At 69.5% G+C, this 15,241-nt stretch carries 12 protein-coding genes and 1 pseudogene; 5 read left to right on the top strand and 8 right to left on the bottom strand.

All coding sequences use genetic code 11. The annotated features are described in order from the left end of the window. Positions 1–27: 27 nt before the first annotated feature. Positions 28–708, bottom strand: coding sequence for a PAQR family membrane homeostasis protein TrhA (trhA, locus tag MSPGM_RS07900; protein ID WP_003601064.1), 681 nt, complete (start codon positions 706–708; stop codon positions 28–30). 282 nt (positions 709–990) lie between these two features. Then, the gene (locus tag MSPGM_RS07895; protein ID WP_003601066.1) at positions 991–2,139 is read right to left on the bottom strand and encodes a COX15/CtaA family protein; all 1,149 of its coding nucleotides are present in this window, start codon (positions 2,137–2,139) and stop codon (positions 991–993) included. Between the two features lie 329 nt (positions 2,140–2,468). On the opposite strand from MSPGM_RS07895, the gene MSPGM_RS07890 reads away from it, so the two are divergent. Both MSPGM_RS07890 and MSPGM_RS07885 read left to right on the top strand, forming a co-directional pair. Next, positions 2,469–2,675 (top strand): DUF2842 domain-containing protein, encoded by a 207-nt coding sequence (locus MSPGM_RS07890; RefSeq protein WP_003601068.1) that lies wholly within the window; start codon positions 2,469–2,471, stop codon positions 2,673–2,675. 135 nt (positions 2,676–2,810) lie between these two features. Beyond that, positions 2,811–3,248, top strand: coding sequence for a hypothetical protein (locus MSPGM_RS07885; protein WP_003601070.1), 438 nt, complete (start codon positions 2,811–2,813; stop codon positions 3,246–3,248). A 12-nt stretch (positions 3,249–3,260) separates the two neighbouring features. Here MSPGM_RS07885 and MSPGM_RS07880 read toward each other — a convergent pair whose 3' ends face one another. Beyond that, on the bottom strand, positions 3,261–4,313 hold the full coding sequence (locus MSPGM_RS07880) for a polysaccharide deacetylase family protein (protein WP_209688632.1): 1,053 nt from the start codon (positions 4,311–4,313) through the stop codon (positions 3,261–3,263). Positions 4,314–4,974: 661 nt separating this feature from the next. On the opposite strand from MSPGM_RS07880, the pseudogene MSPGM_RS25485 reads away from it, so the two are divergent. Then, positions 4,975–5,487, top strand: a pseudogene (locus tag MSPGM_RS25485) (hypothetical protein); the annotation flags it as partial. A 90-nt stretch (positions 5,488–5,577) separates the two neighbouring features. Continuing rightward, positions 5,578–5,721 (top strand): hypothetical protein, encoded by a 144-nt coding sequence (locus MSPGM_RS25480; RefSeq protein WP_410007704.1) that lies wholly within the window; start codon positions 5,578–5,580, stop codon positions 5,719–5,721. A gap of 11 nt (positions 5,722–5,732) precedes the next feature. Here the strand turns inward: MSPGM_RS25480 and MSPGM_RS07870 are convergent, their stop codons facing one another. From MSPGM_RS07870 to MSPGM_RS07850, 5 genes are all read right to left on the bottom strand, one after another. Beyond that, a complete protein-coding gene (locus MSPGM_RS07870) occupies positions 5,733–5,948 on the bottom strand; it encodes a hypothetical protein (RefSeq protein WP_003601077.1) in 216 nt (71 codons plus the stop codon). Positions 5,949–6,091: 143 nt separating this feature from the next. Continuing rightward, positions 6,092–9,844, bottom strand: coding sequence for a methionine synthase (gene metH / locus MSPGM_RS07865; RefSeq protein ID WP_261926248.1), 3,753 nt, complete (start codon positions 9,842–9,844; stop codon positions 6,092–6,094). 199 nt (positions 9,845–10,043) lie between these two features. Further along, positions 10,044–10,976, bottom strand: coding sequence for a methylenetetrahydrofolate reductase [NAD(P)H] (gene metF, locus MSPGM_RS07860; protein WP_003601082.1), 933 nt, complete (start codon positions 10,974–10,976; stop codon positions 10,044–10,046). A gap of 99 nt (positions 10,977–11,075) precedes the next feature. Continuing rightward, entirely contained in the window at positions 11,076–12,125 is a 1,050-nt protein-coding gene (locus MSPGM_RS07855; RefSeq protein WP_003601084.1) for an ArsR/SmtB family transcription factor, read from the bottom strand. Between the two features lie 91 nt (positions 12,126–12,216). After that, on the bottom strand, positions 12,217–13,461 hold the full coding sequence (locus MSPGM_RS07850) for a patatin-like phospholipase family protein (RefSeq protein ID WP_003601086.1): 1,245 nt from the start codon (positions 13,459–13,461) through the stop codon (positions 12,217–12,219). A 331-nt stretch (positions 13,462–13,792) separates the two neighbouring features. Here MSPGM_RS07850 and ispG point away from each other — a divergent pair, with 331 nt between their 5' ends. Further along, on the top strand, positions 13,793–15,121 hold the full coding sequence (ispG, locus tag MSPGM_RS07845) for a flavodoxin-dependent (E)-4-hydroxy-3-methylbut-2-enyl-diphosphate synthase (protein WP_003601088.1): 1,329 nt from the start codon (positions 13,793–13,795) through the stop codon (positions 15,119–15,121). The last annotated feature ends 120 nt before the right edge of the window (positions 15,122–15,241 follow it).

Raw genomic sequence — 15,241 nt, 5'->3', positions numbered from 1 at the left:
GCCCAATGATGAGACAGGCGAGAACGCTCACGCCCCGACGTGCAGCACGCTCGCCATGATCGTTCCGTAATGGCAGGCAGTCGCGGCCAGCACGAAGGCGTGCCAGATCGCGTTCTGGAACGGCAGGCTGCGCCAGACGTGGAAGACCACGCCGCCCGAGTAGAGCAGGCCGCCGATGGCGAGGAGCCACAGCGCGGACGGGGTGAGCCCCGAGATCACCGACTCGTAGGCGAGAACGCCGCTCCAGCCGAGCATCAGGTAGAGCACGATCGAGACGCGGTCCCAGCGGCCGGGCATCAGGATCTTGATGGCGATGCCGGTGAGCGCGACCGTCCAGATCAGGGCGAGCAGCGTCCAGGCGACGGGGCCGGAGCCGACCAGCGCCACCACCGGCGTGTAGGTGCCGGCGATCATCAGATAGATGAAGGCATGGTCGAAACGGCGCAGGATCCACTTGCGCGGTCCCACCGGCCACATGTTGTAGGCAGCGGATGCGCCGAGCATCGCCAGCAACGCGGTGGCGTAGACCAGCAGAGAGGCCCGTTCGATCCACCCGAGATGGTTGAGGGCCGCCGTCACGACCAAGCAGATCGCGCCGAGAAACCCGAGGGCGATGCCTGCGATATGGACTACACCGTCCGCCCGCAACTCACTGGGCGTGTAGTTCCATGTCAGCGCAAGCGGGCGTCCGTCCTCGGCCAGAAACATCCTCTGCTCCTGTGTTGGCGAGGTATTTAATTCTATAGAGCGCCGAGTCGTTCCATCGCCGGACTACCGAGGGCACGGTCTTCCACCGAAATTGTTGCGACGACGACTGGAACCCACCTTTTGCGCCTCGGGGTAAGCCGATTTCTATGCTGCGGCGCAGTCGGCCAAGGCTCCCTTCCGAGCCTTCCCGCAAGCATCGAAGCCCATCGCGACGGTTTCATGAACCTGCCTCGGCCGCGAGGCAGGTTTCGCGCCAAACCGGTCGCAGGGCGCAGAGCCGGCTCAGGCGCCGCGGCCGGCGAGCGCCTCCAGCCCGATCGGCACCTCCGCCCCCGTGGGCGCGGCGGCGGCGGGCACGCCGCGGGCGAGACGAGCATGGACGGTCGCCATGATCAGCACCGCCATGGCGAAGACCTGATGCGCGAGCCCGGCCCAAAGCGGCACATGCAGCAGGAGGGTCGCGATGCCGAGACCCATCTGTGCCGTTGCCAGCGCCGCCACGCCCATCGCCCGGCCCGCCGCGGCGCTGCCGGACGCCGTACGGGCGGCCTGGATCGCGTGGGCGATGGCCACCACCACGACGAGATAGGCGAAGAGGCGGTGGTTGAACTGCACCAAAGCGAGGTTGTCGATGAAGTTCTCGATGAAGGGCACCTTGTCGAACAGCACCCGGGCCGGCGGCACGAGAACGCCGTCCATGTCCGGCCAAGTGTTGTAGAGGAGGCCCGCCTTCGAGCCGGCCACGAGCCCGCCGAGCCAGATCTGAACCAGGACGAGGGCCGGCAACAGGCCGGCGACGACCCGTACCGGTTCGGGCGCCGGAGCGAGCGCCCGAGGGCGGGTGCCGGCGGCGAGCCAGACGAGGCCGGCGAGGATCAGGCTCGCGGTGGTGAGGTGCAGGGCGAGTTTGAGCGGCGCCACCGCCGTCATGCCGGGCTGGAGGCCCGAGGCCACCATGATCCAGCCGATCGCGCCCTGAAGCCCGCCGAGCAGGCCGAGGCCGAGGAGGCCGGTGAGAAGGCGACGCCCGAGCATGCCGCGGGCCCAGAACCACGCAAACGGCAGGAAGAACACGAGGCCGACGATCCGCCCGAGCAGGCGATGCCCCCATTCCCACCAGTAGAGCGTCTTGAAGCCGTCGAGCCCGATGCCCTGGTTGAGGATGCGGTACTGCGGCGTGTCGCGGTACTTGTCGAACTCCACCACCCAGTCGGCGGCGTCGAGCGGCGGCACCACGCCGGTCACGGGCCGCCACTCGGTGATCGAGAGGCCCGAACCGGTGAGCCGCGTCGCGCCGCCGACGGCAACCATCGCCACGACGAGCACGGCGAGCAGATAGAGCCACGCGCGCACCGCGCCGTGCCCGGGGCGGTAGGAGGCCGCCGGGACGGCGTCGAAGCGGTCGAGGGTCGGATGGGTCGACAGTCTCATGGTCTCGCGCGTCAGGTCCGGCAGCCGGGAACGTTCGGGGTGGCTTACGGGAAGCGGGACCCCGCGCGCAACGCGGCCTATGGCGCAGGCAGGGGAATCGCACGAGGCGATCCTCCTTCTTCATGCCGGCCTCAGACGCCGGCGCCCGCCTCCGCGGGCTTAGGCTTCCGCTCCGCGCGACGCTCTTCGCGTCGCGAAGCCGCAATCCGCGGCTTCGAGCAATTGCCCCATGACGCAGGCTTGCCGCGTTGCAGCGCGCGAGCAGGACCGGTACGACCCGTTCCGGCGCCCGCCGGGCGCTCACCCACGAACGCGAGAGATCCAGGCCCATGCGCCGCCGCACGCGCACCCTGCTCGGAACCTTCGGTATCCTGGCCTTCGTGATCGTCTACGCGCCGCTTGCCATGGCGCTCGCCGACAGCCGCATCTCGGAAACCCATCCGGCGGTGCAGACGGTGATCTACTCGATCCTCGGCATCGCCTGGATCTTCCCGCTGATGCCGCTGATCCGCTGGATGGACCGGCCGGACAATTAGCGCATCGTTCCGAACGGTGGCCGCCGGCTTTCGGACACGGTTGAACGCCAGCGGCCCCTTTTTTCGCCGCACTCCCTGGCGAGAAGGCGGGACGTCCTACGCTCAAGGTTCGTCTCCGAAGGTCGCCAGCCGCCCATGCGCCCCTCCTCGCGCCGCCCCGCGCTTTCGTTCCGTCCGCACCTCCTCGCCGCCTCGCTGATGCTCGCCGCACCGATGGCCGCCGAAACCGCGGCCGCGCAGGGCACGCCGCGTTCGATGGCGGAATGTGAGCGGCTGAAGAACGACCTCGCCTACAACCAGTGCCTCGCCATGTTCGGCCCGCCCGCCCGGAACGTCGCGAGCGGCGGCTATGTCAGTGGCAACGACGCCTCCAGCACCTCCTCGGTCGCCTCGACCGCGACGATCCCCGGCATCCCCTCGATCGAGGAGCCCGATGTCGAGCCGGCACGGCGCCGGGGGCGGCGCTCCGGCCGCCGCGGCCGGGCCAGCGCCAGCTTCGATGTCGGCAGCGCCGATGCCGGCGCAGGGGAGTCGGAGGGCGGCTCGTCGCGCTCGCGCCGTCGGCGCCGCTGAGGCGGCCTCCGCTCACGCCACGTTGAGCCGCTGCCCGCGGTTCCAGGCCAGGAACGGCACGCCGGAGAGAAGACTGGCCAGCGCCGCGTCGCTCTGGTGCAGCCCGTTCACCGACACCCGCGGCAGCGCGTGGACATGGTCCGCGTGCCCTGCGAACAGATGGCCCGGCCGGGTCGTCACCGCGGTGGCAAAGCCGAGTCTTTTTGCCGTTTCAAACTCCCGCGTCCCGGCGGAAGTCGGATCGCCGACGGGATAGGACAGGTGGCGCACGGGGCGGCCCAGTTCCGCCTCGATCCGCGCGCGGCTCTCGGCCATTTCCCGCTCCGCGAAGGCGGCGTCGTGCTTGGCGAGCATCGGGTGCGAGAGCGTGTGCGCGCCGATGCAGACGACCGGGTCGCAGGCGAGATCGCGCAGTTCTCCCCAGCTCAGGCAGTGTTCGCGGGCGAGCCCGCCCGGCTCGAACCCGGCCTCGCGGCATAACCGGGCGATCTCATCGAGCAGGACCGGCTCCGGGCCGGCGCGCAGGGCGCGATAGACCGTCTCAAAGGCGGCCGTCTTCTCCGCATCCGTGCGGGCCGGCAGGACGAGGCCGGAGTCGAGCCGCACAGCGTCGAGCCGGGCCACGGCCCGTTCCAGTTCGAGCCACCACAGCCGTCCGCGCCCCTCGGCGAAGTCACTCGTCACGAACAGCGTCCACGGCGCCCCGTGCCGCGCCAGCACGGGCTGGGCGTGCTCGACATTGTCGCGGTAGCCGTCGTCGAAGGTCAGCACCGCGAAGGGTTTTCCGCTTTCCGGGGCCGCGAGCCGCTCGGGGACTTGGTCGAGGCCGATGAGGTCGAAGCCGCGGGCGGCCAGCAGCGCCAGCGTCCGCTCCAGGAAGGCGGGGGTGATCGACAAGAGGGCGTTCGGGGCGAAGCCCGGCACCGGCTCGGGGCGGACATGGTGGAAGGTGAGGATCACGCCGCGCCCGCGGGTGGCGGGGGCGAGCCAGCGGTCGGCGCCCGTGGCGGTGATCGCCCGAAAGCCGGCGCGGAACAGGCGGTGTCGGGTGCGGGGCGAGAGCATGGCCCGTCTCGGCTCGAAGCACCGGGCGGCCCCGGCATCGCCTTGAGCCTAGCGACGGACGCGAAAAGCTTTCGTTACCCATCCCCGCAGATCGGCCGCCCGCATCAACCGAGGCTTGAGGACGAACCCGGCAGGATCGCCCGGAGGCGGTTGTGCGTGGCTGCCCGTCCTGGCCGTGACGGGCGCCCGCAATGGGGGATGTGGGAATGGCGGCTCTCGCCGAAGATCTGGGGCGCCCCGTGCGGGCGGGCCTGCGGGGCCATGGCGGCCTCACCGCGGAGGTGTTCTCCGATCTCGCCGCGGTCGAGGGGCTGTGGCGGGGGCTGGAGGCCGACCCGGCTGTCCTGATGACGCCCTACCAGCGCTTCGACTGGGTGGCGGCCTATCTCGGCGCCGGGATCGATGCCGGTGAGGCGACGCGCATTCTCGTGCTCCGCGACGCGCATGGACGCGCGCGGGTGCTGATCCCGCTCACGGTCGGGCGCCGCGGTCCGTTGCGGGTCGCGCGGGTGGTCGGCGACCGGCACGCCAACTTCCACATGCCGCTCTTCGCCTCCCGCGAGGCGGCGGCGATGCCGGCCGAGGATCTGACCGAAGCCCTGATCCGGGCCGGCCGCGCGGCGGGCATTGACGCCTTCGCGCTCCGCAACCAGCCGCGCGTCTGGGACGGCACCCCGAACCCGCTGGCCGGAGGCGGTCTGCCGGCGCCGAGCGACGCCTACGGCATGCTGCTCGGCCCCGACGCCGAGGCCACCCTGCGCCGGGTGTTCAGCGGCGACACCCGCAAGAAGCTGCGGGCCAAGGAGCGCAAGCTCGTGGAGTTTTTAGGCGCCGTCGAGCACCGCGTCGCCGAGACGCCGGAGGCGGCCGCCGAGATCCAGGCGGCGTTCTACGCGCAGAAGGCCGCGCGCTTCGCCGATCTCGGCATCGCCGACCCCTACGCGGAGGCCGACATCCGCCGCTTCATCGCCACCGCGACGGCCCGGACGCGGATGGCGGCGCCGCGGCGATCGAGGTTCACGCCCTGGTGGCGAGCGAGAGCGGTCGCATCCTGGCGACCTTCGGCGGCGCGGTGGACGGCGCCCGCTTCTGCGGGATGTGGACGTCCTTCGACACTGACCCCGAACTCGGCCGGTTCAGCCCCGGCGAGATCCTGCTGCACCGGCTGGTCGGCCATCAGGCCGCGCGGGGCCGCCGGGCGCTCGACCTCGGCGTCGGCGAGGCGGGCTACAAGGCCAAGACCTGCGACGAGACCATCGAACTCGTGGAGCAGACCGTGCCGGTGAGCCCGGCGAGCCATGGGCTCGTGCTCGCCTCACGGCTCGCGGTGCGGCTCAAGCACCGGATCAAGCGCTCGACGCGGCTCTGGGCGGCGACCCAGAGCCTGCGTCGGCGTCTGCGGCCCTGAGCCGAGAAGGCTCAGAAGCCGCGGTTGGCGATGGTGGGCAGCGAGGGCTGCGTGTAGGCGCGGTTCACGTCCCGGCGGGTCTGGGTGCCGTTGGTGTCGGAGGAGTGCCGGTAATTGCTGGTCTCGAAGGCCGAGGCCAGGCCGGGACCGCCCGAATCGGTGCTGTTGCAGGCCGACAGCCCGCAGGCGAGGAGTGCGGCGGCGAGGACGAGCAGCGTGGGGCGCATCGGGACTTCCTGTCGAAGGCGGGTCAGCCCCGCGGGTCGTAACGGCAGGCGTGCCGCGCCCCACCGCCCCTCGGCAAGGAAAAAGTCGCGGCGCGGGAGCGTTGCTGTGCGATCCCGCGCCACCTGTGACCTATTCGGCGTGACTACTCGGCCGCGGCCTTGAGGTAGCGGACCGGGTCGTAGTTGAGGATCGGCCCGAGCCAGCGCTCGACCTCGCTCACATCCATGCCCTTGCGCAGGGCGTAGTCCTCGACCTGATCCCGCTCCACCTTGGCGACGCCGAAGTAATGGGCGTCGGGATGGGCGAGGTAGAGGCCCGAGACCGAGGAGCCCGGCCACATGGCGTAGGACTCGGTGAGCTTCACGCCGATGCGGCTCTCCGCCTTGAGCAGATCGAACAACTGCACCTTTTCCGTATGGTCGGGCTGGGCCGGGTAGCCCGGCGCGGGCCGGATGCCGTCGTACTTTTCCGAGACCAGCTCCTCGGGGGCGTAAGCCTCGTCCGGCGCATAGCCCCAGAACTCCTTGCGGACGCGCTCGTGCATCCGCTCGGCGAAGGCCTCGGCGATGCGGTCGGCGAGCGCCTTCACGAGGATCGAGCGGTAATCGTCGTTGGCCCGCTCGAAGCGCTCGGCGATGCGCACCTCCTCCAGGCCCGCCGTCACCACGAAGGCGCCGACATAGTCCGCGATGCCGGTCTCGGCCGGCGCCACGAAGTCGGAGATGCAGGTGTTGGCGCGCCCGTCGCGCTTCGAGAGCTGCTGGCGCAGGCCGTGGAAGGTCGCGAGCGTCTCCTGCCGGCTCTCGCCGGTGAAGAGCCGGATGTCGTCGCCGACGCTGTTGGCCGGCCAGAAGCCGATCACCGCCTTCGGGTTGAACCAGCGCTCCTCCACGATCTGCTTGAGCATCACCTGCGCGTCCTCGAACAGCGCACGCGCCGCCGGGCCCTGCTCGGGATCGTCGAGGATCGCGGGGTAGCGGCCCTTGAACTCGTAGGTCTGCAGGAACGGCGTCCAGTCGATGTAGGGGACGAGGTCCGCCACCTCGTAGGAACCGTAGACGCGGGTGCCGGTGAAGCTGGGCTTGGCCGGCTTGTAGGCCGACCAATCCACTTTGAAAGCGTTCGCCCGCGCCTTGGCGAGCGGCAGGCGCTGTTTGTCGGCCTCGGAGCGGCGATGGGCGTCGGCGACCTTGGCGTATTCGGCGCGCACCTTCTCCACGGTGGCCCCGCGGGTCTCCTTCGAGATCAGGCTCGACACCACGCCGACCGCGCGGCTCGCATCGGTGACGTAGACCGCCTGACCCTTGGCGTAGGCCGGGTGGATCTTCACCGCGGTGTGGACGCGGCTGGTGGTGGCGCCGCCGATCAGCAGCGGCATTTCCATGCCCTCGCGCTCCATCTCGGCGGCGACATGCACCATCTCGTCGAGCGAGGGGGTGATGAGGCCCGACAGGCCGACGATGTCGACGTTCTCGCGCTTGGCCGTCTCGAGGATCTTGGCCGCCGGCACCATCACGCCGAGATCGATGATCTCGTAATTGTTGCAGGCCAGAACCACGCCGACGATGTTCTTGCCGATGTCGTGGACGTCGCCCTTCACGGTGGCCATCAGCACCTTGCCGGCGGCCTGGCGCTTGCCGTCGCCGCCATTGGCCCGCTTCTCCTCCTCCATGAAGGGTTCGAGATAGGCCACCGCCTGCTTCATCACGCGGGCGGACTTCACCACCTGCGGCAGGAACATCTTGCCCGAGCCGAACAGGTCGCCGACCACGTTCATGCCGGCCATCAGCGGGCCTTCGATGACGTGGAGCGGACGCGCGGCCTCTTTGCGTGCCTCCTCGGTGTCGGCGACGATGTACTCGGTGATGCCGTTGACCAGCGCGTGCTCGATGCGCTTGGCGACGGGCGCCTCGCGCCACGTCAGGTCGGCGGTCTTGGCCTGGGCCGAGGCGCCGGTCTTGAAGCGCTCGGCGGCCTCCAGCAGGCGCTCGGTCGAGTCCTCGCGGCGGTTGAGGACCACGTCCTCGCACAGTTCGCGCAGTTCGGCCGGGATCTCGTCGTAGACGGCCAACTGGCCGGCATTGACGATGCCCATATCCATGCCGGCCTTGATGCAGTGGAACAGGAACACCGCGTGCATCGCCTCGCGCACCGGCTCGTTGCCGCGGAAGGCGAAGGACAGGTTCGAGACGCCGCCGGAGATGTGGGCGTGGGGCAGGGTCTCGCGGATCGTGCGGGTCGCCTCGATGAAGGCGACGCCGTAGGGGTTATGCTCTTCGATACCCGTGGCGACAGCAAAGATGTTCGGGTCGAAGATGATGTCCTCGGGCGGGAAGCCGACCTGCTCGGTGAGGATCTTGTAGGCCTTGGTGCAGATCTCGACCTTGCGCTCGTAGGAATCGGCCTGGCCCTGCTCGTCGAAGGCCATGACGACCACCGCCGCGCCGTAGGAGCGGCAGATCTTGGCGGCCTCGATGAACTTCGCCTCGCCCTCCTTCATGGAGATCGAGTTCACGATCGGCTTGCCCTGGATGCATTTCAGGCCGGCCTCGATCACCTCGAACTTCGAGGAATCGACCATCACCGGCACGCGGGCGATGTCGGGCTCGGCGGCGACGAGGTTGAGGAACTCGACCATCGCCTTCTCGCTGTCGAGCAGGCCCTCATCCATGTTGACGTCGATGACCTGGGCGCCGGCCGCGACCTGATCGCGAGCGACATCGAGCGCGGCGGCGTAATCGTTGTTGGTGATGAGCTTGCGGAATTTGGCCGAGCCGGTGACGTTGGTGCGCTCGCCCACGTTCACGAAGGGAATCTCCTTCGTCAGCACGAAGGGCTCGAGGCCGGACAGGCGCATCAGGCGCGGGATCTCGGGGATCTCGCGCGGCTTCTTGTCGGCCACGGCCTCGGCGATGGCGCGGATGTGGTCCGGTGTCGTGCCGCAGCAGCCGCCGACCATGTTGACGAGGCCCGAGGCGGCGAACTCGCCCACGAGCTTGCCCATGGCTTCCGGGCTCTCGTCGTAGAGACCGAACTCGTTGGGCAGGCCGGCATTCGGATAGGCACAGACCAGCGTGTCGCAGATGCGCGACAGTTCGGCGATGTGGCCGCGCATCTCCTTGGCGCCGAGCGCGCAGTTGAGGCCGAAGGTGAGCGGGCTCGAATGGCGCAGCGAATTCCAGAACGCCGCCGGCGTCTGGCCCGACAGGGTGCGGCCGGAGAGATCGGTGATGGTGCCGGAGATCTGGATCGGCAGGCGGATGCCGGTCTCGTCGAACACCTGCCACGCGGCGGCGATCGCCGCCTTGGCGTTGAGCGTGTCGAAGATCGTCTCGATCAGGATGAGTTCGGCGCCGCCGTCGATGAGGCCGCGCACCTGCTCGACATAGGCCTGCTTCACCCCATCGAAGGTCACGGCGCGGTAGCCGGGATTGTTCACGTCGGGCGAGATCGACAGCGTGCGGTTGGTCGGGCCGATGGCGCCGGCGACGAAGCGGCGGCGGCCGTCCTGTTCTTCGGCCAGCTTGGCGGCCTCGCGGGCGAGGCGGGCGCCTTCGGCGTTCAGCTCGTGGATGATCGATTCCATGCCGTAATCGGCCTGGGCGATCGTGGTGCCGGAAAACGTGTTCGTCTCGCAGACGTCGGCGCCGGCGAGGAAGTAGTCGAGGTGGATCTGCCGGATCGCGTCGGGCTGCGTCAGGATCAGGAGGTCGTTGTTGCCCTTCTGATCGTGGCTTTGATCCTTGAAGCGCTCACCCCGGAAATCCTCTTCCGTGTATTTGAGCCGCTGGATCACCGTGCCCATTGCCCCGTCGAGGACGAGGATCTTTTCCGACGCGCGCTGGCGCAGGGCGCGCTCGATCTCGGTGCCGTCGACGGGGGGGAAAGCGGTCATGTCGGACGATCCTGGGATGTTCCGGGACGGCGATGGCCGAAAGTGTCGGCCGCATCAACCCACCTCAGCTTGAGGTGCCGGAGCGAAGCGGAGGCCTCGGAGGCCTCCAGAAAACGCGATCGCTCCCAGCCCCTTCCTTCGCTGCGACCGCGGCGCGGTCGCAGTTCGGGATGAGGTTCAGGAGCGCGGTGACGAGGGGTCAGGCCGCCTTGGCTTCCGGCTTCACTGCCGGCTTGGCCGGTGCCTGGGAGCGCAGGCCGAGAAGGTGGCAGATGGCGTAGACGAGGTCGGAGCGGTTCATCGAGTAGAAGTGGAAGTCCTCCACGCCCTCATCGACGAGGTCGAGCACCTGCTCGGCGGCGACCGCGGCGGCGACGAGACGGCGGGTCTCGACGTCGTTCTCCAGACCCTCGAACCGGGCCGCGAGCCAGTACGGCACCGAGGCGCCGGTGCGGCGGGCGAAGTTGGCCGCCTGCTTGAAGTTCTGCACCGGCAGGATGCCGGGGATGATCGGGATGTCGATGCCGGCCGCGCGCACCTTGTCGCGGTAGCGCAGATAGATCTCGTTATCGAAGAAGAACTGGGTGATCGCCTGATCGGCGCCGGCATCGACCTTGGCCTTGAGGGCCTCGATGTCGGCATCGAGCGAGGCGGCCTCGGGGTGCTTCTCCGGATAGGCCGAGACCGAGACCTTGAAGTCGCCGATCCGCTTGATGCCGGCGACGAGGTCGCAGGTCTGCGCGTAGCCGCCGGGATGGGGCCGGTAGCTGTGGCCGACGCCCTCGGCCGGGTCGCCGCGCAGGGCTACGATGTGGCGCACGCCCGCCTCCCAGTAGGACTGCACCACCCCGTCGATCTCTTCCTTCGTCGCATCGACGCAGGTGAGGTGGGCGGCGGGCTTGAGGCTCGTCTCGCGCACCATGCGCGCCACGGTGTTGTGGGTGCGCTCGCGGGTGGAGCCGCCGGCACCGTAGGTCACCGAGACGAATTTCGGCTGGAGCGGCGCGAGACGCTCGATCGAGGACCAGAGGATCTTCTCCATCTCCTCGGTCTTCGGCGGGAAGAACTCGATCGAGACCCGGATCGGGCGGAAGCCGTCGCGGCTGGCGCGGTGTTGGGAGGCGTTGGGCATCTCTTCGTCCCTTCTCCTGGACGTCTGTCGTGGTGTCGGTCGTCGATGGAAGTCGGCTTGAACCGTGAGGCTCGGACCGTGAAGCTTGGATCTTGAGGCTCAGGCCACGACGCGCTCCGGGGCGCGGGCCGGGGCATGTTCCGGGGTCTGCGCCTCGATCGCGGCGGTGTCGTGCGCGAGCCAGAGGGTGACGGTGAGCGGGTGCTCGATGCCGTCCTCGGGCGCGAGATCGCGGCTCTCGACATCGCCCAGGCCCGCCTGGACGAGCCAGCCCGTGATCTGCTCCGCGCCGAAACCGAGGCGGCGATGGGCTTGGCTTTCGCGCAACTGCTCCAGGGTGTGGGGCGCGAAATCGACCACGAGCAACCGCCCGCCCGGCGCGACGAGGCGGGCCGCCTCGCGCAGCGCTCGGGCCGGATCGTCGAGGTAGTGCAGCACCTGATGCAGCACCACGAGATCGAAGCCGCCGCGGCCGAAGGGGGGCGCGTGGAGGTCGCCCTGGCGCAGATCGACCCGCGACAGGCCCATCCGCTCCAGATTGGCCCGGGCGACCGAGAGCATGGCATGGCTCGAATCGAGCCCGGTGGCGCGACCGGCCAGGGGGGCCAGCAGGCCGAGCATCTTGCCGGTGCCGGTGCCGAGATCGATCACGTGGCGGATCGGCCGGTCTCCGAGCGCGTCGAGCACCGCCGCCTCGACGGCAGCCTCGGGCACGTGCAGGGAACGCAGGCCGTCCCATTTGGGGGCGAGCCGGGCGAAGAAGGTCTGCGCCGCCTCGGCCCGTTGCGTCCGCACCGAATCGAGCCGGGCGCGATCCTCGGAAAGCGGGGGCGCGGCGCGCTCCAGCGCCGCGATCAGGGGCTCGACGAAGCCGATGGCGGCCTCACGCAGGCGGAAGAACGCCCAGGCGCCCTCGCGGTGTCGCTCGATCAGGCCCGATTCGACGAGGAGCTTGAGATGGCGCGAGATGCGCGGCTGCGACTGACCGAGGATGTCGGTCAGGTCGGAGACCGACAACTCGCCCTCGGCCAGCAGCGCCAGGATGCGCAGGCGCGTTTCCTCCGCCGCCGCCCGCAGCACGGCGAGCGCCTCGGCGAAGGGCACCGGGGCTGTGGTCGCGCTGTTCGTTGGGCCGCTCTCGCTAGACATAAAGATATCTTTATGTGCGTAACGAGCCGGTGGCAAGGGGTTTCGCTGACGGTTTCGCTGACGACCCGGCCCCTTCGTCAGCGGCGGGCCGCTACTGATAAGCCTGCTTGAGGTCGAGGGTGCAGCGCACGCCGACTTCGTCGTAGCCTTCCGAGAGCCAGACCTTGGCGGCGGCGCGGCCCTTGTCGCGCAGGCGCTCGATCATCCCCCAGCGGGCATCGGTGCGCGAGGAGGCGGCGAAGCCGTCGAGCGAGTCGGTCCCGTCGATGCGGTGGAGGAAGACGCGTTCCAGCCCCGGAACCTGCCCCTGCCCGCCCTCGTCGATCAGGCCGTGCACGAAGTCGATGGAGCGCAGCTCCCGCATCAGGTTGGCGTTGAAAGTGATCTCGTTGAGCCGGTCCTGGATGTCGCTGGCCGAACGCGGCGTCTCGCGGCGCTCCACGGGGTTGATCTGCACCAGCAGGATGTCGCGGGTGCTCGCTTCGTGCAGCGGGTACAGGGCCGGATTGCCGAGATAGCCACCGTCCCAATAGGGTACGCCGTCGATCTCGACCGCCTGGAACACCGTCGGCAGGCAGGCGGAGGCCATCAGGTGATCGACCGTCAGGCTATCGCGCCCGAACACGGCGAGCTTGCCGGTCCAGACATTGGTCGCCGACACGAACACCTTGGCGGTGTCGGCGGCGCGCAGGCGATCGAAATCGACGGCCTGCTCCAGCGCGTCGCGCAAGGGGTTGAAGTTGAATGGATTGGTCGCGTAGGGGCCGGGGTTGAGCGCCTTCACCCAGGCCTCGAAGAACGGGTTGCCCTTCCAGAACCGGAACAGGCCGTCGATTAGGCCCTTCTGCGAGGGGCGTAGGTCGGCATCCAGGCTCGCCTCGCGCCAGAACTTCTCCAGGGCAGCGCGGGCCCCGTCGGGGCCGCCCGCGAGCCAGCCGTCCACGAGGACGACGGCGTTCATCGCGCCCGCGCTCGCTCCGGTGACTGCCTCGAAGGCGACGCGTCCGTCCTCGATCAGCGCGTCGAGCACGCCCCAGGTGAAGGCCCCGTGCGAACCGCCCCCCTGGAGCGCGAGGGAGACCGCCTTCTCCGCCCGCGGCCCGGCCAGGCCGCGGAAATTCTCGCCCGGCCGGGTCGAATCGGCGATGGGGTCCGGAACGGCCGTGGCCGGATTGTGGGCGTCGTCGCGCGTTCCGGTCCGCGCCCGGGTGTCCAAGGGCGCCGAGACGTCGCGCCGAGACCCGTCTTCAGGGCCGGACCCGTGTCGGGACTCGTCGCGCAGTCCTTGCGGTGCCGCGCCATTGCTGGCCTGAGGTTCGGGGCTCGTCGTGTCCATCTTGCCTCGCGTCGTTTATTGCGGCGCACCTTCAAATGGTGCAAAGCAGCAAGTGTGCCCGTGCGGTTCTTTGACCCGCGGGCAGGCGAATGCAAGATATGATAAGGCGCTTTCGCCTGTCGGCATCCTTGCATCTGCACGGCATACGCTCGACATCCCGATCCGGATGCGACATGGAAGCGGCCTTGGCGATCGAGGCGCGCCGCGCATCCGTTCGCGCGGTCGCGGCGGCAGGTCGCGGATCGCGCCGGTTTCGGTTAGGATCGCCCCTGCGCCTGCGGGACGCCCCCGGCCGGCACGCGCGGACAACAGTTTGACCCGCGAAGGCACGATGGAAGTCATGGAAGCTCCCGACGCCCTGGCAAACCCGATCGACTCCCGCAGCCCCAGCATGACGGGGCCGGAGATCGCCGGGCCGGCACCGCGCCACCGCACCGTCGGCGTGCAGATCGGCAGCGGCGAAGGGGCCGTCACCGTCGGCGGCGGCGCCCCGATCGTCGTGCAGTCGATGACCAACACCGACACGGCCGACATCGACGGCACCGTGGCCCAGGTCGCCCAGCTCGCCCGCGCCGGCTCGGAGCTGGTGCGCATCACCGTCGATCGCGACGAGGCGGCGGCCGCCGTGCCGAAGATCCGCGAGCGGCTCGACCGCATCGGCGTGCACGTGCCGCTGATAGGCGACTTCCACTACATCGGTCACAAGCTCCTCTCCGACCATCCGGCCTGCGCTGAGGCGCTGGCCAAGTACCGGATCAATCCGGGCAATGTCGGCTTCAAGGAGAAGAAGGACACCCAGTTCTCGACCATCGTCGAGCAGGCGGTCCGCTACGGCAAGACGGTCCGCATCGGTGCGAACTGGGGTTCGCTCGATGGCGAACTCCTCACCCACCTGATGGACGAGAACGCCAAGCTGCCCCGCCCCATCGATGCCCGCGCGGTCATGCGCGAGGCGATGGTGCAGTCGGCGCTGACCTCCGCCGACCGGGCGGTGGCGCTCGGCCTGCCGAAGGACCGCATCATCCTCTCGGCCAAGGTCTCGGCGGTGCAGGATCTGATCGCGGTCTACCGCGAAGTGGCGCGCCGTTCCGACTACGCGATCCATCTCGGCCTGACCGAGGCCGGCATGGGCTCGAAGGGCATCGTCGCCGCCTCCGCCGCCATCGGCGTGCTGCTGCAAGAGGGCATCGGCGACACGATCCGCTACTCGCTGACGCCCGAGCCCGGCGGCGACCGGACCGTGGAAGTGAAGGCCGCGCAGGAACTCCTGCAGACCATGGGCTTCCGCACCTTCGTGCCGCTCGTGGCGGCGTGCCCCGGCTGCGGCCGGACGACCTCGACGACGTTCCAAGAGCTCGCCCGCGACATCCAGAACTGGATCTCCACCTCCATGCCGGAGTGGAAGAAGTCCTATCCGGGCGTGGAAGGCCTCAACGTCGCGGTGATGGGCTGCATCGTGAACGGTCCCGGCGAATCGAAGCATGCCGATATCGGCATCTCGCTGCCCGGCACCGGCGAGAGCCCGAGCGCCCCGGTCTTCATCGACGGCAAGAAGGCGATGACCCTGCGCGGCGCCACGCTCGCCAAGGACTTCGAGACGATCGTGGTCGATTACATCGAGCGCCGCTTCGGCCAGGGCAAGCGCGACGCCGCAGAGTGAGCCCCTCGGGTGGGCCGGCTCCCGAAACCTTCGCGGTGAGGGAAGCGGCCCGCCCGTCTTTGTCCGAGACGGCCCGCCCTGTCGGCGGACCGCTCACGCTGCCCTCCGCCCCGCCTCGCG

The sequence above is a fragment of the Methylorubrum sp. GM97 genome (genome assembly GCF_024347855.1).
Lineage (GTDB): Bacteria > Pseudomonadota > Alphaproteobacteria > Rhizobiales > Beijerinckiaceae > Methylobacterium > Methylobacterium extorquens.
The sequence above is the reverse complement of the archived record's forward strand: the minus strand, read 5'-3'. Positions and strand labels throughout refer to the sequence as shown.